The sequence below is a fragment of the Mesorhizobium sp. 113-3-3 genome, from assembly GCF_016756495.1.
Classification (GTDB): Bacteria; Pseudomonadota; Alphaproteobacteria; order Rhizobiales; family Rhizobiaceae; genus Mesorhizobium.
This window is the reverse complement of sequence record NZ_AP023243.1, coordinates 660,303-679,142: the sequence shown is the minus strand read 5'-3', so window position 1 is coordinate 679,142 and position 18,840 is coordinate 660,303. Positions and strand designations below refer to the sequence as shown.

Here is an 18,840-nt window from a genome sequence, read left to right as displayed (position 1 = left end):
CTTTCAAAACAGGTTAAGGCGCAGCCCCTTAACAGCTTGGTAATGGAGCGAATTCATGTCGAAGCCCGATCTGGCGAGCCTCGAAAAGACCATCGAGAAGGCCTTCGAGGAGCGCGACACGATTTCGACCGCGACCCGCGGCGAGACGCGCGACGCCATCCAGTCGGCACTCGACCTGCTCGACCGCGGCGCCGCCCGCGTCGCCGAACGTCAGCCCGACGGCAAGTGGCACGTCAACCAGTGGCTGAAGAAGGCCGTGCTGCTCTCCTTCCGGCTCAACCCGATGGAGATCATCAAGGGTGGCCCGGGCGAGGCCGTCTGGTGGGACAAGGTGCCGTCGAAGTTCGACGGCTGGGGCGCCGTCGATTTCGAGAAGGCGGGTTTTCGCGCCGTGCCGTCGTCGATCGTGCGCCGTTCCGCCTATGTCGCCCCGGGCGCCGTGCTGATGCCGTCCTTCGTCAATGTCGGCGCCTATGTCGACACGGGCACCATGGTCGACACCTGGGCCTCGGTTGGTTCCTGCGCCCAGATCGGCAAGAACGTGCATCTGTCGGGCGGCGTCGGCATTGGCGGCGTGCTGGAGCCGATGCAGGCCGGCCCCACCATCATCGAGGACAATTGCTTCATCGGCGCGCGTTCGGAAGTTGTCGAGGGCTGCATCGTGCGTGAGGGCTCGGTGCTTGGCATGGGCGTCTTCATCGGCCAGTCGACCAAGATCGTCGATCGCGCCACCGGCGAGGTCTTCTATGGCGAAGTGCCGCCCAATTCGGTCGTCGTCGCGGGCTCGATGCCCGGCAAGCAGTTTCCAAACAACGAGCCCGGCCCCAGCCTCTACTGCGCCGTCATCGTCAAGCGCGTCGACGCCAAGACCCGCTCGAAGACCTCGATCAACGAATTGCTGCGCGATTGATCTTTCCGCCGGGCGGGCGCACCTTCCGCCGGCGCGACAATCCGTCGCGCTGGTTCAACATGGAGGGGTGACATGGACTGGAAATATCTGCTGACCAGCTATGAGGGTCGCATCAACCGCGCCAAATTCTGGGCTTGCGTGGGCGTCATTTTCGTCGGCGCGGTGATCGCCATGATCCTTGACAACATACTGGGCACGACATTCAACCGAATGCCTTACGGCTTTATCTATGTAATCTACTCGCTCGCCATGCTCTATTCGGTCTTCGCCGTCTACGCCAAGCGCTGGCATGATCGGGGCAAGTCCGGTTGGTGGAGCCTGATCATCCTGGTGCCCTTTATCGGCGCGATCTGGTTTTTGGTGGAATGCGGCATTCTCGAAGGCGCCAGGGGCGCCAATCAATACGGACCGGACCCGCTTGCCTGACAGTTCAAATCTCACCTGGCTTTTCTTCAAGACATCGGGCCGCGTCAGCCGCGCGGCCTATTTTCTTGGTGGCCTGCTCGTCGCCATCATCCAGGCCTTCCCGCTCTACCGCTTCACGCTGGTGCCGGAAGGCTCGGCCGAGAGCAACATGTGGTCGTTCATCTTCTTCATCGCCTTCATTGCCTCGCTGTGGTCGAACATCGCGCTGGCGGTGAAGCGGCTGCACGACCTCGACAAGCCGGGCATTGCCGCGCTGATCCTGTTCGTACCAGTCGTCTCGATCATCGCCTTTCTTGTGTTGTGCCTGTTTCCAGGGCAGCCTGGGCCCAACCGCTATGGCCGGCGCACCAACGAGCCGGCACAACCCTAGAGCCGGATGATCTCAGGGCGAATCGACCTGAGATATGAATCCGGCTCTAAATCAAAGAGATAGAGCATGATGTCGTCCGAAGACCGCTTCACACTTTTCGGCATCATGCTCTGAGGGCCGATCGGACATGCGCTACCGCACGCTTGATCCGAAACTGATCATCGACACCGCCGAACGGCTTGAGGAGCGCGTTGCCGAGCGCTTTCCCAATGCCGGGCTGCGCGGCGTCGCCGCCGAACTGGTGTCGCTGTCGCGCGACCTGGCCAAGGCGGCAAAGGCGCTCGAGGAGCCGATCTGGTGGCTGCGCGGCCTGATCATCGCCGCTGTCCTCGCCGGCGCGCTGATCTTCCTGTTCGTCGGCACCATCCTGCCGCTCATCCACATCTCCCAGGCCGACGATGCGGTGCAGTCGGTGCAAGGCATCGAAGCCACGATCAACATGATCATCCTTGCCGTGCTCGGCCTGCTGGCGCTGGTCCGCACCGAGGAGCGAATCAAGCGCAAGCGGGTGTTTCGCCAACTGCACGGCCTGCGCTCGCTGATCCATGTCATCGACATGCACCAGCTGACCAAGGATCCGGCGGCACTCTCGGCCAATTTCAAGCCGACGGCGCATTCTCCGGCCCGCATCACCAATGCCGCCGATCTGGCGCGCTACCTCGACTATTGCTCCGAAATGCTGTCGATCACCGGCAAGATCGCCGCCCTGTTCGCGCAGTCGGTCAATGACGATGTCGTCATCGACGGCGTCAACGACATCGAGAACCTGGCGTCCAATCTGTCGCGCAAGATCTGGCAGAAGATCACGCTGATCGAGAACCATCCGGCCGCGCAACCTGTTCCGGCGCCAGGCCCGGCGGGCCAAGCCGCGCCGCTTCCGCGGCGCGCACCAAAGCGGTAACGCTTTTCAGGAGCGGCGCCGGCGTCCCCGTTCTTTCGGCGAGGCCCAGCACAGCGCCTTGCAGTTCGCCGATTTCCGTCGGCCGGCCGCGCTGCAGGTCGTCCCACATCGACGAGCGCGCCTGCGGGTCGATCGCCAGCATGCGCCGCGCGAGCCGTTTGAACAGCCAGTCCGGCAGCCGAAGCACCTTCGGCAGCAGCGCCGGCCGCAGCCCGGCGATCCGCGCCGGCGCGATGCCGGAGGCTTTCATCGCCAGCAGGGCCTCGTCGATCTGGCCGGCCAGGATCAGCCGCCAGCGGCGATCGGCTAGTTCGCGCGCCAGCGGCAGGTCCGACAGCGCCACCAGCGCGTTGTTGAGGTTCATCAGAAGCTTGCCCCAGAGCACGGCCTTCATGTCGCCATGCGTCTCGACCCCCAGCCCTTCGACATTGAGAAAACTGGCGACATCGAGAAGACCGGCAAGGCCACCGTCCTCGATCATAACCTTGCCGTCGCTGGCGCGGTGGACGCTCAGCGGCAATTCGCCATCGGGCGATTGCACCACGTTGAACGGCACCATGCCAGCCAGCACGATTCGTGGGCCACACCCGGCGCGCAGCCTGTCGGCATTGTCGACGCCGTTCTGCAGGCTGACCACCATCGCATCGGGGCGGGCATGGGCCTTGATCAGCCCGGCCATCTCCTGCGTCGCGCCGCTCTTGACGGTGACCAGAATTACGTCCGCCTGCGGCAGAGCGCCGGCGGGATCGGCGGTTACCTCGAGCCCGTCCGGCTTGACCAGCCGATCGCGGCCTTCAAGGTCGCTGATGCGCAATCCGCCTTGCCGCAGCGCTGCCTCGATGCGCGGCCGGACCAGCAGCACAACCTGCCGCCCGCCAAGCGCCAGGCAGCCGCCGACATAGCAGCCGATGCTGCCGGCACCGGCGATGACGATCCGTTTTTCCCCGTTTGCCATTTCTTACTCCGGGCCGGCCGGACTATACGACATGAAAACCATAATGTCGGCGCCATCGCCTGCCATTGGGCTGGCCCCCATGTCTGGCCGTGACAGGCCTTCCGCTTTCGACTATCGCTTTTGCCATGACGCTGCCGACCGATCCCGCCGCAAACCTCGCCACCCTCATCCGCTGTACCTCGGTGACACCAGCCGAAGGCGGTGCGCTGAGCGCGCTGGAAACGATGCTGAAACCGCTCGGCTTCCTGGTCGACCGGCCAGTCTTTTCGGAAGACGGTACGCCCGATATCGAGAACCTCTATGCAAGGCGGTCCGGCAACGGCCCGCATCTGATGTTCGCCGGCCATACCGATGTCGTGCCGGTCGGCGACGAAGCTGCCTGGACGCATCCGCCTTTCGCCGCCGAGATCGCCAATGGCGAGATGTATGGCCGTGGCGCCGTCGACATGAAGGGCGGCATTGCCTGCTTCATTGCGGCGATAGCGCGCCATGTCGAGCAGCATGGCGGTCCCAAGGGCTCGGTGTCGCTGCTGATCACCGGTGACGAGGAAGGCCCGGCCATCAACGGCACCGTCAAGCTGCTCGAATGGGCCGCTTCCCGGGGCGAGAAATGGGATGCCTCGATCGTCGGCGAGCCGACCAACCCGGATGCGCTCGGTGACATGATCAAGATCGGCCGGCGCGGCTCGCTCTCCGGTTCGTTCACGGTCAATGGCCGGCAGGGCCATGCCGCCTATCCGCAGCTTGCCGACAATCCGGTGCGCGGGCTGATCGGCCTGGTCGACGCCTTGCTGCATCCCGTCTTCGACAAGGGGACCAGGGATTTCCAGCCGACCAATCTGGAGGTCACCTCCATCGATGTCGGCAATCCGGCCACCAATGTCATCCCCGCGAAGGCGACCGCGACCTTCAACATCCGCTTCAACGACACCTGGACGGCCGAGACCGTCCAGGCCGAAATCCACAACCGGCTCGACCAGGCGGCGAAGCGCAAGAAGTACCGGCCGGGCAAGAAGACGCCGGTCGACTACGACCTTGTCTGGCGCGACCGGCCAAGCCATGTTTTCCTGACCCGCGACGACAAGCTGGTCGACACGCTTGCCGGCTCGATCAAGGCGGCGGTCGGCAAGCAACCGGCGCTGTCCACGTCGGGCGGCACGTCGGATGCGCGCTTCATCAAGGATTACTGCCCGGTGGTCGAATTCGGCCTGGTCGGCAAGACGATGCATATGGTCGACGAGCGCGTCTCCCTTGCCGATCTCGAAACGCTGACGCGGATCTATCAGCGTTTCATCGAAGACTGGTTCGGGCAGGGCTGAGCAGCATGCTTTCGGCGGATGAAACCCAAGCTTCGCTGACCGGTGCCTGGCGACTGATGCTCGGCAAGGTCGACGGCCTGCGCCTGCTCGACCTGTCGGCCGACGGGTTCTGGAATTCCTTCTTCGCCATCGTCGTTGCCGCGCCGGCGCTGATCGTCGGCTGGGTCGGCATCGCCAACCAGATCGGCGATCCCGACGCCTTCGTGGGCCGTTTCAGCATGTTGTTGCGCCTGGCGACCGTCGATATCGGCTCCTGGGTGCTGCCGCTGGTCGCGCTCGCTTTGGTCGCGCCGCGCGTCGGCATTGGCGGGCGCTTCGTGCATTATGTCGTCGCCAGCAACTGGGCTTCCGCCATCACCGCCTGGCTGATGCTGCCCTCGGCGCTGATCAGGCTTTTCCTGACGTCGGCAAGCCAGGTCTCGAGCCTTGTGTCGCTGCTCTTGTTTGCCCTGTCGATGGCGCTGACCTGGCGCATGACCAACGCCACGATCGGCAAGGGCGTGGCGGTCGGCACCGCCGTTTTCGTCGGCATGTTCATCGCTTCGCTGCTGGTGCTGTTCGGTCTTCAGATGCTGCTTGGCATCGCCGTGCCGGACGACATCGGGGCCCAGAGCCTTTCCGCGCCGTTCCCGGGGTAGAGCCTGCGGGCTCTATTCAGGGATAATCGACGCCAATGAGGAAAAGCCCGTCGGGCGGCGCGACCTGGCCGCAGGCGGCGCGGTCGCGCGCTTCGAGCGCCGCCTTGAGATCGGCTTCGGTCCAGCCGCCATCGCCGACGCGCTTGAGCGAGCCGACCATGGAGCGTACCTGGTTGTGCAGGAAGGAACGGGCCGAAGCCCTCACCTCGATCATGTCGCCCGCCCGGCTCACATCGAGCCGTTCCAGCGTGCGAACCGGGCTGTTGGCCTGGCACTGGGTCGAACGGAAGGTGGTGAAATCATGCCGGCCGAGAAGAAGTTTCGCGGCCTCGTGCATGGCGCCGGCGTCAAGCCGCTTCGGCACCCACCACACCTTGCCCTTTTCCAGCGCCGCGGGCGCGCGGCGGTTGAGGATGCGGTAGAGATAGTGGCGGCCGGTGGCCGAGAAGCGCGCGTCGAACTCGTCCGGGACGATCGCCGCCTTCAGGATGGCGACATGCGCGCCGGCCGCCTGCAGATGGGCGTTGACAGCATCGCGTACCTTGTCGCCAGGCCATGGCTTGGCGAGGTCGGCATGCGCCACCTGGGCGGTCGCATGCACGCCGGCATCGGTGCGGCCGGCGGCGCGCAACCGCACCGCCTCGCCACTGAATTTTTCGATCGCCTGCTCGATCGCCTGCTGCACCGAAGGCTGGTCGGCCTGGTGCTGCCAGCCGGCGAACAGGCTGCCGTCATATTCGATGTCGAGGCGAAAACGCGGCATGCCGGCAGCTTATACGCTCTCGCCTAGGCGGCGAGAGCGGTGAAGGCGGAAGCGTAGACCAGCTTGCCGGCCTCCGGAGCGTCGCCCCAGGCCAGCGCCTGCAGCGCTTCGCCCTGGTATTCGCTTTCGAACTTCTCGGCCCGCGCATGGCTATAGCCGAAACGGCCGTAATAGGCCGGGTCGCCCAGCACCACGGCCAGCGTCTCGCCGGCATCCTTGAGGCGGATATGCGCCTCGCGGATCAGTGCGCCGCCAATGCCTGAGCCATGGAACGAGGGTTCCACCGCCAGTGGCGCCAGCGCCACGGCCGCCAGGCTCTTGCCGCCATTCTGGACGTAGAGCCGCGAAAACAGGATATGGCCCACCACCTGGCCGTCTTCTTCCGCCACCAGTTCGACGACGGCGTCGCCGCCGGTGACCAGCGCGTCGACCAGCCCGGCCTCCGCCTGCTGGCCGAAGGCATGTTCTTCCACGAGGCGAATGGCCTCGCGATCCCGCGGCGTCGCCGCGCGTATCGACATCATGCTCATGAGAACTTCATTCCTTTTACGATCTTGGCTCCGCGCAGGAATTCCGACGCGGCGGCGGGCTTTCCGCCCGCACGTTGAACTTCGACCAGTCTGATCGCGCCTGTCCCGCAGGCGACCGTCAGCCGGTCATCGAGAATTCCTCCCGACTCGCTCAAATCGTCCGAAGGCGACAGGCCTTCGGACAGCGTCGAGCGAAGCAGTTTCAGCCGTTCCATGCGGCCGCCAATGTCAATTTCGGACCAGGCGCCGGGGAAGGGCGACAGGCCACGAAGGTGGTTGTGGACCTCGGCCGCGGGCCGCGTCCAGTCCACGCGCGTCTCGGATTTATCGATTTTTCTGGCGTAAGTCACCCCTTCCGCCGCTTGCGCGGTAAATGTCAGGGTGTTCTCTTCCAGCCGCGCCAGCGCTTCCACCATCAGGGCAGCACCGACGCGCATCAACCGATCATGCAGATCGCCGGCTGTCATATCGGGCTCGATGGCACATTTTTCAAGCAATCCCACCGGTCCGGTGTCGAGGCCCTCTTCCATGCGCATCACCATCATGCCGCTTTCCGGGTCACCCGCCATGATGGCGCGCTGGATAGGGGCGGCGCCGCGCCAGCGCGGCAAAAGCGACGCATGGCCGTTGATGCAGCCGAGCCGGGGCGCGTCGAGAATTGCCTTCGGCAGCAGCAGCCCATAAGCGACGACCACGGCGATATCGGCCCGCAGGGCGCTGAAAGCGGCCTGCTCGGCCTCGCCCTTGAGGGATGTCGGCGTCCGCACCTCGATGCCCAGCCGCTCGGCCTCGCGCTGCACAGGCGACGGTGTCAGCTCCAGCCCGCGCCGTCCGCCGGCGCGCGGCGGCTGCGTGTAGACGGCTGGTATCTCATGTCCGGCCTCGGCGATCGCGCGCAGCGTCGGCACCGAAAACTCCGGCGTGCCCATGAAGATGACGCGCAGGGGCATTTCCCCCTATCCCACCAGCTTGCCCGGCGCCTTGTCCTTGGCGAGCTTCTTGAATTTCTTCACCACCATGTCGCGCTTCAGCTTCGAGATGTGGTCGATGAACAACACGCCGTTGAGATGGTCGATCTCGTGCTGCAGGCAGGTCGCCATCAGCCCTTCGGCCTCCATCTCCTGCAGCTTGCCGTCGCGGTCGAGATACTTCACCCGCACCGAAGCCGGGCGCTCGACCTCGGCGTAATAGTCGGGGATCGACAGGCAGCCTTCCTCGTAGACCGACCGCGCCTCCGCGCTTTCCATGATCTCGGGGTTGATGAAGACATGCGGCGCCGGCGTTTCGTCTTCCTTGGCTAGGTCGATCACCAGCATGCGCAGCGGCTCGCCGATCTGGATGGCCGCCAGTCCGATGCCGGGCGCGTCATACATGGTCGCCAGCATGTCGTCGGCCAGTTTGCGCAAAGGCGCGTCGACGCGCTCCACCGGCTTGGAAAGCTGGCGCAGGATGGGATCGGGAAGGATGATGAGCGGCTTGATCGGCATGGCGTCCCACGTAAGACCTCCAGCGAAAAGCGTCAACCGGGGCATCTAGGCCATGTTCTTGTTTTGATCTGTGCGGTCACGCCGAATCGGCTATGCTGTCCACATGAATGATCTGAGCACCATCCTTTCCGAGCCCGTCGCACGGCTTGGCGCCTCGACAATCACACTCGGCCACGCGCTGGCCTTCGGCGCCTTGCTGTTCCTCGGCCTGTTCGTGGCGCTGGTCGTCGCGCTGTGGCGGTCGGCCAAGGCGCGCGCGGTTGCGGCGGCGGAAGCCGCCGACCATGCCCGTGATGCCGAGGCGCGGATGGCCGGCATCTTGCAAAGCCAGGCCGAGATGCAGGGCCGCATGGGGGCCATCGCCGAAGTGTTCGGCGCGCGCCAGGCGGAGCTGACCCAGTCGATCGGCCAGCGCCTCGACGCCATGACCGGCCGCCTCGGCCAGACCATGACCGAACAGACAAAGTCCACGCATGAAAGCCTGGCCAAACTGCAGGAGCGGCTGGCGATCATCGATGTTGCGCAAGGCAACATCCAGTCGCTTGCCGGCCAGGTCGTGCAGCTGCAGGCGATCCTCTCCAACAAGCAGACGCGCGGTGCCTTCGGCCAGTCGCGCATGGAGGCGATCGTCGCCGACGGCCTGCCGATGGGCGCCTACGAATTCCAGGCGACGCTGTCGAACGGCAGCCGGCCCGATTGCCTGGTGAAGATGCCCAACGGCGCGCCCTCGCTGGCCATCGACGCCAAGTTCCCGCTGGAAGCCTGGAACGCCATCCGGGCCGCCGACGGCGCCGACCTGCAGAAGGTCGCGTCGCAGGCTTTCCGCCGCGACATCGAGATCCATGTCCGCGATATCTCGGAAAAATACCTGATCCAGGGCGAAACGCAGGACACCGCCTTCATGTTCGTGCCGTCGGAATCGGTGTTCGCCGAAATCCACGAGAATTTCGAGGCGATCGTCCACAAGGCGCACCGCGCCCGCGTCGTCATCGTCTCGCCGTCGCTGCTGATGCTGTCGATCCAGGTCATCCAGGCCATCCTCAAGGACGCCCGCATGCGCGAACAGGCGCATCTGATCCAGGGCGAGGTGATCCGGCTGATGGAGGATGTCGCGCGCGTCGACGAGCGCGTGCGCAAGCTGCAGGTGCATTTCGGCCAGTCGGCCAAGGACATCGACGATATCCTCGTCTCGACATCGAAGGTGACCAAGCGCGGCCAGAAGATCGAGGCGCTCGAGTTCGGCGCGCAGGCCGATGGCGATGCCGGCCAGGACGCACCGTCGCGGGCACCCGCGGCGAAACTCGAGCCCGGCCCGCGCGTTGCCGATTCAAAGACCGGCCAGCTCAGGCTGCGCGTCGTCGAAGGCGACGACTAGGCCACAGCCACGATGACGTGTGCCTGGATTTTGGCGGCAACCGCGCCGTTGCCATGCCTGGCCGCAATCGCGGCTGCGGCATAGTCTGTTGCAGCGTCGAGTTTGCCCGGATCCCGAGCCTCGATTTCGGTGCGGAGCACGGTTCCCTGGCAATAGGCAACGGCCGGAATGCGCGGTGAGGGCGCACGGCTCTGTTCGGCCCTCGTCTCGATCGCCGCATCGGAGAAGCCGGCCTCTTCGAGGTCCCCTCGGATCAGCGCCATATCGTGGTAGCCATGCGGCGTGCGGGCCAGAAAGCGCGGCGGATCGTCCGGGAAAATCCTTGCCAGCGCATTCGTCACGTCATCGGCAAACACATTCTCCTCGATGCGGTCCCAGACGTTGAACAGAAAATGTCCGCCGGGCTTCAGCACACGCCTGGCCTCGCGGTAGGCGGATGGGCGGCTGGGAAAGAACATCGCGCCGAACTGGCAGCAAACGAGATCGAAGGCCGCGTCTTCGAACGGCAGCGCCATGGCATCGGCCTGGCGCCACTGGATGCGAGCGTCGGGCGCTTGTCGCGAAGCGGCATAGTCGAGCATCGGCTGGTTGAGGTCGGTCACGACATAGATTGCGTCAGGCGACAGTTTTGGCGCCAGGGCACGGGTGACGACCCCGGTGCCCGCGGCGACTTCCAGCACGGCTTTGGGCGAGAAGGCCGCTGCCCGCCGCGCAAGGTCCGCGGCGAATGGCTCGAAAATCAACGGCACCATATAGCGGTCGTAGTTTTCCGGGATCGAGCCGGCAAACAGTTTGTCCGTTTCCAACATCGCTGTCACCCGCCCTTTGATGGTGAGCGAGGCTAGCACATAATTGCTTGTCCTGGGGCGGCTTTCGACCGGGAGGCCGGGGCTACTGCTCCTCCACGATCCTGATGCCCTCGAATTCCGGCAGCCAGTGCAGCGCCGACCGATGCCAGTACTGCGTCTTGGGAACGAGTTCGTCGCGCTGCCGCGCCGTGCCGACGCGGATGCCGTAAACCTTTGGCCCGTCACCGACAGACGTCGCATAGAGATGCGAACCGCATTCTCCGCAAAAGCCCTGGGCGCGCTTGGCACCGCTGGCCCCGGTCTTGATGTAGACTTTCGGCGTGCCCCTGGTGATGTGGTAGTCCTCCTCCGGCACCCGCACCGAGACGCGAAACGCCGTGCCGGTCAACTGCTGGCAGTCCGTGCAGTGGCAGATCGAGGTCTTTTCTGGGTCGACCTCAGCTTCGTAATTGATGGCGCCGCAATGGCACCCGCCGTCGATCTTCATGGTCGTTCCTCCGAAATGCTTCGCCCGATCTTAGCAAGGCAAGGCGACGGGGCAACGGTGCAGTGCTGGTCCAGGACTAGCAATTCCAGGAAAAGTGCGAGCGGTTTTCCCCGGGCAAAGCGCACAGCGCTTTGCCCTTGGGAATTACGCAAAAAAAGAGTTAGGAGGCGGCATCGATCAGCTTGCGCCGCTGCTCCCAGGTACCCGTGGTCTGGGGCTTGACGAACAGCCGCGTGATCTCCGGCATCTCCTTCTTCAGGCGGCCCTCGATGCGCTCGACACAGGCCTCGATTTCCGGTGCCGCCAGATGGTCCTCGAATTCGATGCTGAGCCCGGCGACGATCTCTTGTGGTCCCATGTGGACTGTCAGGACGCCGTTCGCCCGCTGCACCGCCGGATCCTGCTGGGCGATCGCCAGCACCTTTTTCTGCACCTCGAGCGAGGCCGGCTCGCCGATGAGCAGGCCCTTGCTTTCACGGGCGAGGAAAATCGCGGTCGCGCCGAGGATGAGCGCGATGCCGATCGAGGCGGCGCCATCGAGCTCCGGCATCTCCAGAAGTTGCGCCGCCAATATGCCGGCAAAAGCGACGATCAGGCCGAGAAGGGCGGCACTGTCCTCGAACAGCACGGTATAGACGCTGGGGTCCTTGCTCGATTGCACGGCCTGCAGCCAGCCTTGCGTGCCCTTCTCCCGGCGGAATTCCTTCAGCGCCACCATCCAGGAGCCGCCTTCGAACAGGAAGGAGAGGCCCAGAACGGCATAGTTCACCGTGACGTTGGCGACCGGCTCCGGCGCCATGATGTGGATGATGCCTTCGTAGAACGACACGCCGGCGCCCAGCGCGAAAACCAGCAGCGCAACGATGAAGCTCCAGAAATAGAGTTCGCGGCCGTGCCCGAGCGGATGCGTGCGGTCGGCCGGGCGCGCGGCCCTGTGCATGCCGTAAAGCAGCAGGCCGCCATTGCCGGTATCGACCAGCGAATGCACGCCTTCCGACAGCATGGCCGAGCTGCCGGTGAAGAAAGCGGCGGCGAACTTGGTCAGCGCGATGGCCAGATTGCCGGCGAGCGCCGCATAGATGACCGCTTTGGAGCCGCCATGCCCGGCCATGCGGTTGGTCCTCCGTTCAACACACCCAGTCTAACGGCCGGACGGCCGAAGCTCCACCACAACGCGCCAACGGCCAGGTCGTTCAAGACGCGATTTGCCTGGGACCGAGGGACGGTGCCTATTCGACGATCTCGTCGGTCCACACCTTAAAGCCAGCGAGCGTACCCGGGCCGAAAATATGGGTCAGCGGCACATCCGCCGCGTCGCGGCCGGAAGCGATCAGGATGCGGCCGATGCGCGGCGCATTGTTGCGCGGGTCGAAGACGTGCCAGCGGCCGCCGAGATAGACTTCCATCCAAGCGGCGAAATCCATGCTCGACCACGGCTTCGGCATGCCGATATCGCTGATGTAGCCGGTGCAGTAGCGAGTCGGGATGTTGAGCGCCCGGCAGAAGGTGACGGCAAGATGCGCGTAGTCGCGGCATACGCCGCTCTGCTCGCGATAGGCTTCCGCCGCCGTGCGCGTCGGCCGTGCGTTGCCGTAGTTGAAGACGATGTGGTTGTGAACGAAATCGCACACCGCCTGCACGCGCGGGATGCCGAGCGGCGTATGGCCGAACAGCCGCCAGGCTTCGCTGGCCAAAAGGTCGCTCTCGCAGAACCGGCTGGGCAGGAGGAACAGCAGCGTCTCCGCCGGCAGGTCGCGCACCTCGTGCTGCCAGGCCATCAGTTCGGCCATTTCGAAGGTGCCGGGATCGCGGATCACCGCATCCGTGCCGAAGGTGAACCGCCCGGGCGGCGCCACGAAGCGGTTGCACCAATTGCCGAAACTGTCGCGATAACCCTGAATTGGAACTGGCGGGCTGGAAGTCAGGAAATCCGGGCGCTCGAGGTCGGAGGCGCGCGAATAGTGGACATTGAGCATCGCGATGAGCGGCGTCTCCTGCGGGAAGTCGAAACTCATCTCGCAGCCGATGTGGATCCGCATTGTCGTCCTGACCGGCCTGCCTGGCGATCACCCGGCGAAAGCGCGGGTCGATGCTGCAGTGCGAAGATGAGAATGGCACGGACAGCCATCGTTTACGAGCAAATTAGAAATTGGTTGAAAGCTGCCGACCGGCAGGTCGCGGCAAGCGCTGCCCTCTTGCAGCAACGCGTTTCTCTTGTTTCACTTCATTCCCCGCAACTGGAGGAACGAATCATGGCTAAAGGTGCGATGAAGGCAGGCAAGGAAGCCCGCAAGCCGAAGAAGGATGCCAAGAAGCCGGCGCCCGCTCCCGCCCTGAAGGCGCCGCCGGTCAAGGCGATGCGCATCAAGGAAAAGTAGGCTTCAGGCGCCGCAACCCACCGGCGGCGTCGAACAATGACGCCGGGTTGATCGGACGTTTTGGGCAACCTATATCGATGGCGCGGGGACGACCCCGCGCCTCCCCAACAATTCGGTCGGGACGACCCGCCTTAACAATCGGCATCTGAGGATCGGATCCTGTCTCCGGCCCGATGCTGGATGGAGCGTTCCGATGTCATGGATTCTTCTGTTTTTCGCCGGCCTGTTTGAAATCGGCTGGGCGATCGGCCTCAAATACACCGACGGATTTACCAGGCTGGTTCCGACTGCGCTGACGGTCGCCTCGATGATCGTCAGCCTCACCTTGCTCGGCCTGGCGCTGAAGGCGCTTCCCGTCGGCACCGCCTATGCGGTGTGGACCGGAATCGGCACGGTCGGCACGGCCCTGCTCGGCATCTGGCTGCTCGGCGAGCCCGCCACTGCGATCCGGCTCGCCTGCATCGCGCTGATCGTCTGCGGCATTATGGGGCTGAAGTTCGCGGTCTGAGCGGAAGTCCTCCAAAAAGCCGCGCTTCCGCACAAACACTTTCAGGGCCGCTGTGAGGCGACCCTGATTCAATCTTCGAACTTGGCTGCGCCGAAGCTGTTAGCGGGCGGAGAAGCCCGGAGGAGCGCGGCCGGTCCGAGCCTTGCGCGCCGCATAACGGGCGTCGCGCTTGGCCTTGCGCTCGGCCTCGTCTGCAAGCAGGCGGGCAATGCGCTCGGTCTCTTCGGCTTCCCGAATTTTGGCTTCGGCCTGGGCTGCCTCTTCGGCGGCGATACGTGCCGATTCGGCTGCTGCCTCGCGCTCGGCCTTCTCAGCCGCTTCGCGTGCCAGCTTTTCCTGCTTCAGCCTTGCCTTCTCGGCTTCGCGGATCTCACGAGCCTGGAGGATCGCCTTGCGTTCGGCCTGTCGCGCCAGCACCGCAGGATCATCTGCCGCCGGCTTTGACTTGAAGCGCTCCAGAAGCGCCTTCTTTGCCTCGTTCGCGGCATTGCGCCGCTCGAAAATGTCTTTTTCCCTGTAGATAGCCAAGTCCACTTCCCTGAAGTCAATTCGCGAGGCTTACATACGCGCGAATGCTGAGAGTTCAAGCGCCAAATCGGTATGCCAGCCATGAAATTCCGCGATGTTGCAGCCGGGAGACGCCTTTTCCTGCCCAAACCGACATGCACTGTTCACCACTAGCCCCTCTGGCGGCGAGGCAGGCCGGTGGCTACCTCTAGCCTCAAAACCCAACACCAGGATGACATCACATGGAACTCGGTCTCTACACCTTTGCCGACGTCAGCCCGCAGCCCGGCCCAGGCGCCATCGGGCCGTATGAGCGGCTGCGCAACCTCATCGAGGAGGTCGAGCTGGCCGACCAGGTCGGTCTCGACGTCTTTGGTCTGGGCGAGCATCACCGCCCCGACTATGCGGCCTCCGCGCCGGTCGTGGCGCTGGCCGCCGCCGCCGAGCGCTCGAAGCGCATCAAGCTGACCAGCGCGGTCACGGTGCTCTCCTCGGACGATCCGGTGCGCGTCTTCCAGCAATTCGCCACGCTCGATCTTCTCTCGGGCGGCCGTGCCGAGATCATGGCCGGGCGCGGCTCGTTCATCGAATCCTTCCCGCTGTTCGGCTACAATCTCGAGGACTATGACGAGCTCTTCGCCGAAAAGCTCGACCTGCTGCTCGCCATCCGCGATCAGGTGAAGGTCACCTGGTCCGGCAATCTGCGCGCGCCGATCAACGATCGCGGCGTCTATCCCCGGCCCTTTCGGGACAGGCTGCCGGTCTGGATCGCCATTGGCGGCACGCCGCAATCCGCCGCCCGCGCGGGTGCGCTCGGCCTGCCGCTGGCGCTTGCCATCATCGGCGGCGAGCCGGCGCGCTTCGCGCCGCTGTTCGACCTCTACCGCGAGGCCGCCAAGCGCGCCGGCAGCGACCCGGCGGGCCTCGCCACCAGCATCAACGTGCATGGCTTCATCGCCGACACGACCGAACAGGCGGCCGACGATTTCTACGGTCCGCAGGCTGAGGTGATGAACCGCATCGGCCGCGAGCGCGGCTGGGGCCCGACGTCGCGGGCGCATTTCGACCAGTCGCGTGGGCCCAACGGCGCCCTGTTCGTCGGCAGCCCCGAGCAGGTGGCCGAAAAGATCGTTGCCCAGCACAGGATCTTCAAAAATGACCGATTCCTGCTGCAGATGGCAATTGGCACCATGCCGCACGCCAAGATCATGAAGGCGATCGAACTCTACGGCACCAAAGTGGCGCCGATCGTGCGCAAGGAAACGGCGAAGTCCGCGCCGGCGGTGGCGGCGCCGGTGGCATAAGCCGCCGCGGCCTTGCCGGCCAAAGGAACCTTGCCGACGCGCCGGCGTTTCCCGTCAACGGACTGTGCCAGTTGCGGCGCACCGCTGAGGGTCCATGATGAAAGCCGAACCCGCCGCCACCGGCGCAGGCGTTGCTGAAAGCCCGGATCCGCGCGTCGAGGCCCGGGCGGACACGCATCTGATGCGCTCGCTGCTGGTCGGCATCTTCATTTTCATGAGCGTCTATGCGCTCTATTTCGGCCGCGCCTTCTTCATGCCGGTGATGCTGGCTTTCCTGTTGGCGCTGACATTGACGCCGATCGTGCGGCTGCTGCGCAAGCGCGGCATTCCCGAAGTGGTTTCGGCGACGCTCCTGGTTATTTTGTCCATCTGCGTTTTCGCCATCGCCGGCTATCTGCTCTCAGGTCCTGTCATCGATCTCCTCAACAACACCTCGTCGATCGGCCAGCAACTGACCGAGCGGCTGGCGCAGTTGCGGCGTCCGCTGGAAAGGATCATGCAGATTTCGCATCAGGTCGAACAGATGACCGAGACCTCGCAAGAGCCGGGTATCCAGAAAGTCGCGGTCGCCCAGTCCGGCATCCTGTCGTCGGCCGCCAGCAACATCCTGTCGGCCGGAACAAGCCTCACTATCATCTTCGTGCTGTCGCTGTTCCTGCTCTCCTCCGGCACCATGTTCTACGAGAAGATCATCCAGTCCTTCGCCAGCCTCAGCGAAAAGAAGCGGGCGCTGCGCGTCGTCTATGACGTGGAGCGCGAGATCTCGCACTATCTGCTCACCGTCACCATCATCAATGCCGGTCTCGGCGCGGTCATAGGCCTCGGCCTGTGGGCGCTCGGCATGCCCAACCCGCTGGTCTGGGGTGTGGCCGCGGCATTGTTCAACTTCCTGCCCTATGTCGGCGCGCTGTTGACCATCGTGCTGGTCGCCGTGATGGCGCTGATCAGCTTCGACACCATTTCCTACGCGCTTCTGGCGCCGGCCTTCGTGCTGTTGTGCGACGTCGTCGAAGGCCAGTTCGTGACGCCGATGGTGGTCGGCAGGCGTCTGGAGATCAACGCGGTGGCGATCTTCATCGCCATTGCCTTCTGGTCGTGGCTGTGGGGTTTCGTCGGCGCCCTGATGGCGGTGCCGCTGCTGGTCGTCATAAAAGTGTTCTGCGACCATTTCGAGGGACTTGGCCATGTCGGCAATTTCCTCGCCGCGCAGCAAACCGCCGTGGTGGAGGACGAACCCGTGGAAGAGAACCACAAGGCCGCCGCCTAGCCGCCTTGCCGTGTTTGCGGCGCCCGGATCGAATGCCTATATCCGGCCGGACAATGGCCGGTGCCCCTTCCCGATGAACGACGTTCCCTTCGACCTCGACGCCTATTTCGCCCGCATCGGTTACGCCGGTCCGCGGGATGCATCGCTGGATACGCTGAAGGTGCTGCATTTCCTGCACCCGCAGGCGATCCCGTTCGAAAACATCGATCCGTTTCTCGGCCAGCCCGTTCGGCTCGACCTTGCCGCGCTGCAGGACAAGATCGTCCTTGGCGGGCGTGGCGGCTATTGCTTCGAGCACAACCTCCTCTTCATGCATGCGCTGCGGGCGCTTGGTTTCGAGGTGGTCGGTCTGGCCGCGCGCGTGCTCTGGGGCCAGAGCGAGGACGCCATCACCGCGCGCAGCCACATGCTATTGCGCGTCGAGTTCGATGGCCGGACCTATATCGCCGATGTCGGCTTCGGCGGCCTGACCCTGACCGCGCCGCTGCTGCTCGAGCCGGGCCGCGAACAGGCGACCCCGCACGAGACATTCCGCATCGTCGAGGCCGGCGATCATTTCCGCCTGCAGGCCGCCATCGGCGGCGACTGGCGCTCGCTCTACCGCTTCGACCTGCAGCCGCAATACGAGGTCGACTATTCCGTCACCAACTATTTCCTGTCGACCAGCCCGACATCGCATTTCCTCAGCACTGTCATAGCGGCGCGCGCCGCGCCGGACCGGCGCTACGCGTTGCGCGGCAACCGCCTGTCGATCCATCACCTTGGCGGCCGCACCGAGCAGACAGAGATCGCCACCGCCGCCGAACTCGCCGACACGCTGGAAGGCCGGCTCGGCATCATCATTCCCGACCGCACGGCTTTCGAGGCCAGGGTGCGTGAGAATAAGATCGTGGAGATCAACGCATGACCGAATTGTCTGTTCTCGACCTGTCGCCGATCGTCGAAGGCAGCAATGCCTCGCAGTCGCTGGCCAATTCGCTCGATCTCGCCCGCCATGCCGAGCGGCTGGGCTACAAGCGTTACTGGCTGGCCGAGCACCACAACATGCCGGGCATTGCCAGCGCCGCCACATCGGTGGTCATCGCCCATGTCGCCGGCGGCACCAAAACCATTCGCGTCGGCGCCGGCGGTATCATGCTGCCCAACCATGCGCCGCTGGTCATCGCCGAGCAGTTCGGCACGCTGGCCGCCCTGTTTCCCGGCCGCATCGATCTCGGCCTCGGCCGGGCCCCCGGCACCGACATGAACACCGCGCGCGCCTTGCGCCGCAACCTCGAGGCCGGCGCCGACAGTTTCCCGCAGGATGTCGTCGAGCTGATGGGCTATTTCCTCCCCGCCGAGGAAGGCCAGCGCTTGCGCGCCGTGCCGGGCGAGGGCCAGACCGTGCCGATCTGGATTCTCGGCTCCAGCCTCTACGGCGCGCAGCTCGCCGCCATGCTCGGCCTGCCCTATGCCTTCGCCTCGCATTTCGCGCCGGCCGAGCTCGACCATGCGCTGGACATCTATCGCTCGCGCTTCCAGCCGTCGGAACAGCTCGACAGGCCGCATGTCATGCTCGGCCTCAACGTCTTTGCCGCGCCCACCGATGCCGAGGCGCGGCTGCTGTTCACCTCGCTGCAGCAGGCCTTCGTCAATCTGCGCACCGGCCGGCCCGGACGGTTGCCGCCGCCGGTCGAGAACTATGACAGGGATCTCGACCCGATGGCCAAGACCATGCTCGGCCAGGCGCTGTCCTGCGCCGTCGTCGGCTCTCCCGAAACGGTGCGCCAGGGCATCGATGCCTTCGTGCGCCGCACCGGCGCCGACGAGCTGATGGTCACCGCGCAGATCTTCGATCACGCGGCGCGGGTGCGGTCGTTCGAGATCCTGGCTGACGCTCACAAATCGCTGTCGCAGGCGGCCTGAC

General features: G+C 64.8%; 23 protein-coding genes. 13 read left to right on the top strand and 10 right to left on the bottom strand.

What is annotated here, in order from left to right; all coding sequences use genetic code 11:
* The first annotated feature begins 55 nt into the window (after positions 1-55).
* The 4 genes from dapD (at position 56) to JG746_RS03145 (ending at position 2,607) form a co-directional block, all read left to right on the top strand.
* A complete protein-coding gene (gene dapD / locus JG746_RS03160; RefSeq protein ID WP_202356849.1) occupies positions 56-910 on the top strand; it encodes a 2,3,4,5-tetrahydropyridine-2,6-dicarboxylate N-succinyltransferase in 855 nt (284 codons plus the stop codon).
* A gap of 72 nt (positions 911-982) precedes the next feature.
* Complete coding sequence (locus JG746_RS03155) at positions 983-1,336, top strand: DUF805 domain-containing protein (protein ID WP_202356848.1); 354 nt, start codon at positions 983-985, stop codon at positions 1,334-1,336.
* The gene (locus JG746_RS03150) at positions 1,329-1,706 is read left to right on the top strand and encodes a DUF805 domain-containing protein (protein WP_202356847.1); all 378 of its coding nucleotides are present in this window, start codon (positions 1,329-1,331) and stop codon (positions 1,704-1,706) included. Before JG746_RS03155 ends, JG746_RS03150 begins: the two co-directional genes overlap by 8 nt.
* 127 nt (positions 1,707-1,833) lie before the next feature.
* Positions 1,834-2,607 carry a hypothetical protein gene (locus JG746_RS03145; protein WP_202356846.1) on the top strand — a complete coding sequence of 258 codons (774 nt, stop codon included), beginning with the start codon at positions 1,834-1,836 and terminating at the stop codon, positions 2,605-2,607.
* On the opposite strand, the gene JG746_RS03140 is transcribed toward JG746_RS03145, so the two are convergent.
* Positions 2,510-3,562 (bottom strand): 2-dehydropantoate 2-reductase, encoded by a 1,053-nt coding sequence (locus JG746_RS03140; protein ID WP_202356845.1) that lies wholly within the window; start codon positions 3,560-3,562, stop codon positions 2,510-2,512. The genes JG746_RS03145 and JG746_RS03140 overlap by 98 nt on opposite strands.
* Before the next feature lie 125 nt (positions 3,563-3,687).
* Here JG746_RS03140 and dapE point away from each other — a divergent pair, with 125 nt between their 5' ends.
* Positions 3,688-4,881, top strand: coding sequence for a succinyl-diaminopimelate desuccinylase (dapE, locus tag JG746_RS03135; protein ID WP_202356844.1), 1,194 nt, complete (start codon positions 3,688-3,690; stop codon positions 4,879-4,881).
* A 5-nt stretch (positions 4,882-4,886) separates the two neighbouring features.
* A complete protein-coding gene (locus JG746_RS03130; RefSeq protein WP_202356843.1) occupies positions 4,887-5,519 on the top strand; it encodes a transporter in 633 nt (210 codons plus the stop codon).
* Positions 5,520-5,535: 16 nt separating this feature from the next.
* Here the strand turns inward: JG746_RS03130 and truA are convergent, their stop codons facing one another.
* Genes truA through def form a run of 4 tightly spaced genes read right to left on the bottom strand, consistent with a single transcriptional unit; the run spans position 5,536 to position 8,299 of the window.
* Complete coding sequence (truA, locus tag JG746_RS03125; protein WP_202356842.1) at positions 5,536-6,282, bottom strand: tRNA pseudouridine(38-40) synthase TruA; 747 nt, start codon at positions 6,280-6,282, stop codon at positions 5,536-5,538.
* A gap of 23 nt (positions 6,283-6,305) precedes the next feature.
* Positions 6,306-6,812 (bottom strand): GNAT family N-acetyltransferase, encoded by a 507-nt coding sequence (locus tag JG746_RS03120; protein ID WP_202356841.1) that lies wholly within the window; start codon positions 6,810-6,812, stop codon positions 6,306-6,308.
* On the bottom strand, positions 6,809-7,762 hold the full coding sequence (fmt, locus tag JG746_RS03115) for a methionyl-tRNA formyltransferase (RefSeq protein ID WP_202356840.1): 954 nt from the start codon (positions 7,760-7,762) through the stop codon (positions 6,809-6,811). Before fmt ends, JG746_RS03120 begins: the two co-directional genes overlap by 4 nt.
* A gap of 6 nt (positions 7,763-7,768) precedes the next feature.
* A complete protein-coding gene (gene def / locus JG746_RS03110; RefSeq protein ID WP_202356839.1) occupies positions 7,769-8,299 on the bottom strand; it encodes a peptide deformylase in 531 nt (176 codons plus the stop codon).
* 103 nt (positions 8,300-8,402) lie between these two features.
* Between def and JG746_RS03105 the strand changes: the two genes are divergently transcribed.
* Positions 8,403-9,674, top strand: coding sequence for a DNA recombination protein RmuC (locus JG746_RS03105; RefSeq protein WP_202356838.1), 1,272 nt, complete (start codon positions 8,403-8,405; stop codon positions 9,672-9,674).
* On the opposite strand, the gene JG746_RS03100 is transcribed toward JG746_RS03105, so the two are convergent.
* The 4 genes from JG746_RS03100 to JG746_RS03085 form a co-directional block, all read right to left on the bottom strand.
* Positions 9,671-10,483 (bottom strand): class I SAM-dependent methyltransferase, encoded by an 813-nt coding sequence (locus JG746_RS03100; RefSeq protein WP_202356837.1) that lies wholly within the window; start codon positions 10,481-10,483, stop codon positions 9,671-9,673. The two genes, JG746_RS03105 and JG746_RS03100, sit on opposite strands and share 4 nt — an antisense overlap.
* Before the next feature lie 82 nt (positions 10,484-10,565).
* Positions 10,566-10,970, bottom strand: a complete 405-nt coding sequence (locus JG746_RS03095; protein WP_202356836.1) for a GFA family protein — start codon at positions 10,968-10,970, stop codon at positions 10,566-10,568.
* 160 nt (positions 10,971-11,130) lie between these two features.
* Positions 11,131-12,081 carry a cation diffusion facilitator family transporter gene (locus JG746_RS03090; RefSeq protein ID WP_202356835.1) on the bottom strand — a complete coding sequence of 317 codons (951 nt, stop codon included), beginning with the start codon at positions 12,079-12,081 and terminating at the stop codon, positions 11,131-11,133.
* A gap of 118 nt (positions 12,082-12,199) precedes the next feature.
* Positions 12,200-13,009 (bottom strand): transglutaminase-like domain-containing protein, encoded by an 810-nt coding sequence (locus JG746_RS03085; protein ID WP_202356834.1) that lies wholly within the window; start codon positions 13,007-13,009, stop codon positions 12,200-12,202.
* A 72-nt stretch (positions 13,010-13,081) separates the two neighbouring features.
* Here JG746_RS03085 and JG746_RS03080 point away from each other — a divergent pair, with 72 nt between their 5' ends.
* Both JG746_RS03080 and sugE read left to right on the top strand, forming a co-directional pair.
* Positions 13,082-13,348, top strand: a complete 267-nt coding sequence (locus tag JG746_RS03080; protein ID WP_202359567.1) for a hypothetical protein — start codon at positions 13,082-13,084, stop codon at positions 13,346-13,348.
* Between the two features lie 193 nt (positions 13,349-13,541).
* Positions 13,542-13,856 carry a quaternary ammonium compound efflux SMR transporter SugE gene (sugE, locus tag JG746_RS03075; RefSeq protein WP_202356833.1) on the top strand — a complete coding sequence of 105 codons (315 nt, stop codon included), beginning with the start codon at positions 13,542-13,544 and terminating at the stop codon, positions 13,854-13,856.
* A 99-nt stretch (positions 13,857-13,955) separates the two neighbouring features.
* Here sugE and JG746_RS03070 read toward each other — a convergent pair whose 3' ends face one another.
* Entirely contained in the window at positions 13,956-14,384 is a 429-nt protein-coding gene (locus JG746_RS03070; protein ID WP_202356832.1) for a DUF6481 family protein, read from the bottom strand.
* A 221-nt stretch (positions 14,385-14,605) separates the two neighbouring features.
* Here JG746_RS03070 and JG746_RS03065 point away from each other — a divergent pair, with 221 nt between their 5' ends.
* The 4 genes from JG746_RS03065 to JG746_RS03050 all read left to right on the top strand — a co-directional run bounded on the left by JG746_RS03065 (position 14,606) and on the right by JG746_RS03050 (position 18,839).
* A complete protein-coding gene (locus JG746_RS03065) occupies positions 14,606-15,667 on the top strand; it encodes an LLM class flavin-dependent oxidoreductase (RefSeq protein ID WP_202356831.1) in 1,062 nt (353 codons plus the stop codon).
* 97 nt (positions 15,668-15,764) lie between these two features.
* On the top strand, positions 15,765-16,934 hold the full coding sequence (locus tag JG746_RS03060) for an AI-2E family transporter (protein ID WP_202359247.1): 1,170 nt from the start codon (positions 15,765-15,767) through the stop codon (positions 16,932-16,934).
* A gap of 73 nt (positions 16,935-17,007) precedes the next feature.
* Positions 17,008-17,841, top strand: a complete 834-nt coding sequence (locus JG746_RS03055) for an arylamine N-acetyltransferase family protein (protein WP_202356830.1) — start codon at positions 17,008-17,010, stop codon at positions 17,839-17,841.
* Entirely contained in the window at positions 17,838-18,839 is a 1,002-nt protein-coding gene (locus tag JG746_RS03050; protein ID WP_202356829.1) for an LLM class flavin-dependent oxidoreductase, read from the top strand. The genes JG746_RS03055 and JG746_RS03050 overlap by 4 nt, the downstream gene beginning before the upstream one ends.
* Position 18,840 lies beyond the last annotated feature (1 nt).

Coding starts and splice junctions, on each gene's coding strand:
- dapD (WP_202356849.1), top strand. CDS start 56: ATGTCGAAGCCCGATCTGGCGAGCCTCGAAAAGACCATCGAGAAGGCC.
- JG746_RS03155 (WP_202356848.1), top strand. CDS start 983: ATGGACTGGAAATATCTGCTGACCAGCTATGAGGGTCGCATCAACCGC.
- JG746_RS03145 (WP_202356846.1), top strand. CDS start 1,834: ATGCGCTACCGCACGCTTGATCCGAAACTGATCATCGACACCGCCGAA.
- JG746_RS03140 (WP_202356845.1), bottom strand. CDS start 3,562: ATGGCAAACGGGGAAAAACGGATCGTCATCGCCGGTGCCGGCAGCATC.
- dapE (WP_202356844.1), top strand. CDS start 3,688: ATGACGCTGCCGACCGATCCCGCCGCAAACCTCGCCACCCTCATCCGC.
- JG746_RS03130 (WP_202356843.1), top strand. CDS start 4,887: ATGCTTTCGGCGGATGAAACCCAAGCTTCGCTGACCGGTGCCTGGCGA.
- truA (WP_202356842.1), bottom strand. CDS start 6,282: ATGCCGCGTTTTCGCCTCGACATCGAATATGACGGCAGCCTGTTCGCC.
- JG746_RS03120 (WP_202356841.1), bottom strand. CDS start 6,812: ATGAGCATGATGTCGATACGCGCGGCGACGCCGCGGGATCGCGAGGCC.
- fmt (WP_202356840.1), bottom strand. CDS start 7,762: ATGCCCCTGCGCGTCATCTTCATGGGCACGCCGGAGTTTTCGGTGCCG.
- def (WP_202356839.1), bottom strand. CDS start 8,299: ATGCCGATCAAGCCGCTCATCATCCTTCCCGATCCCATCCTGCGCCAG.
- JG746_RS03105 (WP_202356838.1), top strand. CDS start 8,403: ATGAATGATCTGAGCACCATCCTTTCCGAGCCCGTCGCACGGCTTGGC.
- JG746_RS03100 (WP_202356837.1), bottom strand. CDS start 10,483: ATGTTGGAAACGGACAAACTGTTTGCCGGCTCGATCCCGGAAAACTAC.
- JG746_RS03095 (WP_202356836.1), bottom strand. CDS start 10,970: ATGAAGATCGACGGCGGGTGCCATTGCGGCGCCATCAATTACGAAGCT.
- JG746_RS03090 (WP_202356835.1), bottom strand. CDS start 12,081: ATGGCCGGGCATGGCGGCTCCAAAGCGGTCATCTATGCGGCGCTCGCC.
- JG746_RS03085 (WP_202356834.1), bottom strand. CDS start 13,009: ATGCGGATCCACATCGGCTGCGAGATGAGTTTCGACTTCCCGCAGGAG.
- JG746_RS03080 (WP_202359567.1), top strand. CDS start 13,082: ATGGCACGGACAGCCATCGTTTACGAGCAAATTAGAAATTGGTTGAAA.
- sugE (WP_202356833.1), top strand. CDS start 13,542: ATGTCATGGATTCTTCTGTTTTTCGCCGGCCTGTTTGAAATCGGCTGG.
- JG746_RS03065 (WP_202356831.1), top strand. CDS start 14,606: ATGGAACTCGGTCTCTACACCTTTGCCGACGTCAGCCCGCAGCCCGGC.
- JG746_RS03060 (WP_202359247.1), top strand. CDS start 15,765: ATGAAAGCCGAACCCGCCGCCACCGGCGCAGGCGTTGCTGAAAGCCCG.
- JG746_RS03055 (WP_202356830.1), top strand. CDS start 17,008: ATGAACGACGTTCCCTTCGACCTCGACGCCTATTTCGCCCGCATCGGT.
- JG746_RS03050 (WP_202356829.1), top strand. CDS start 17,838: ATGACCGAATTGTCTGTTCTCGACCTGTCGCCGATCGTCGAAGGCAGC.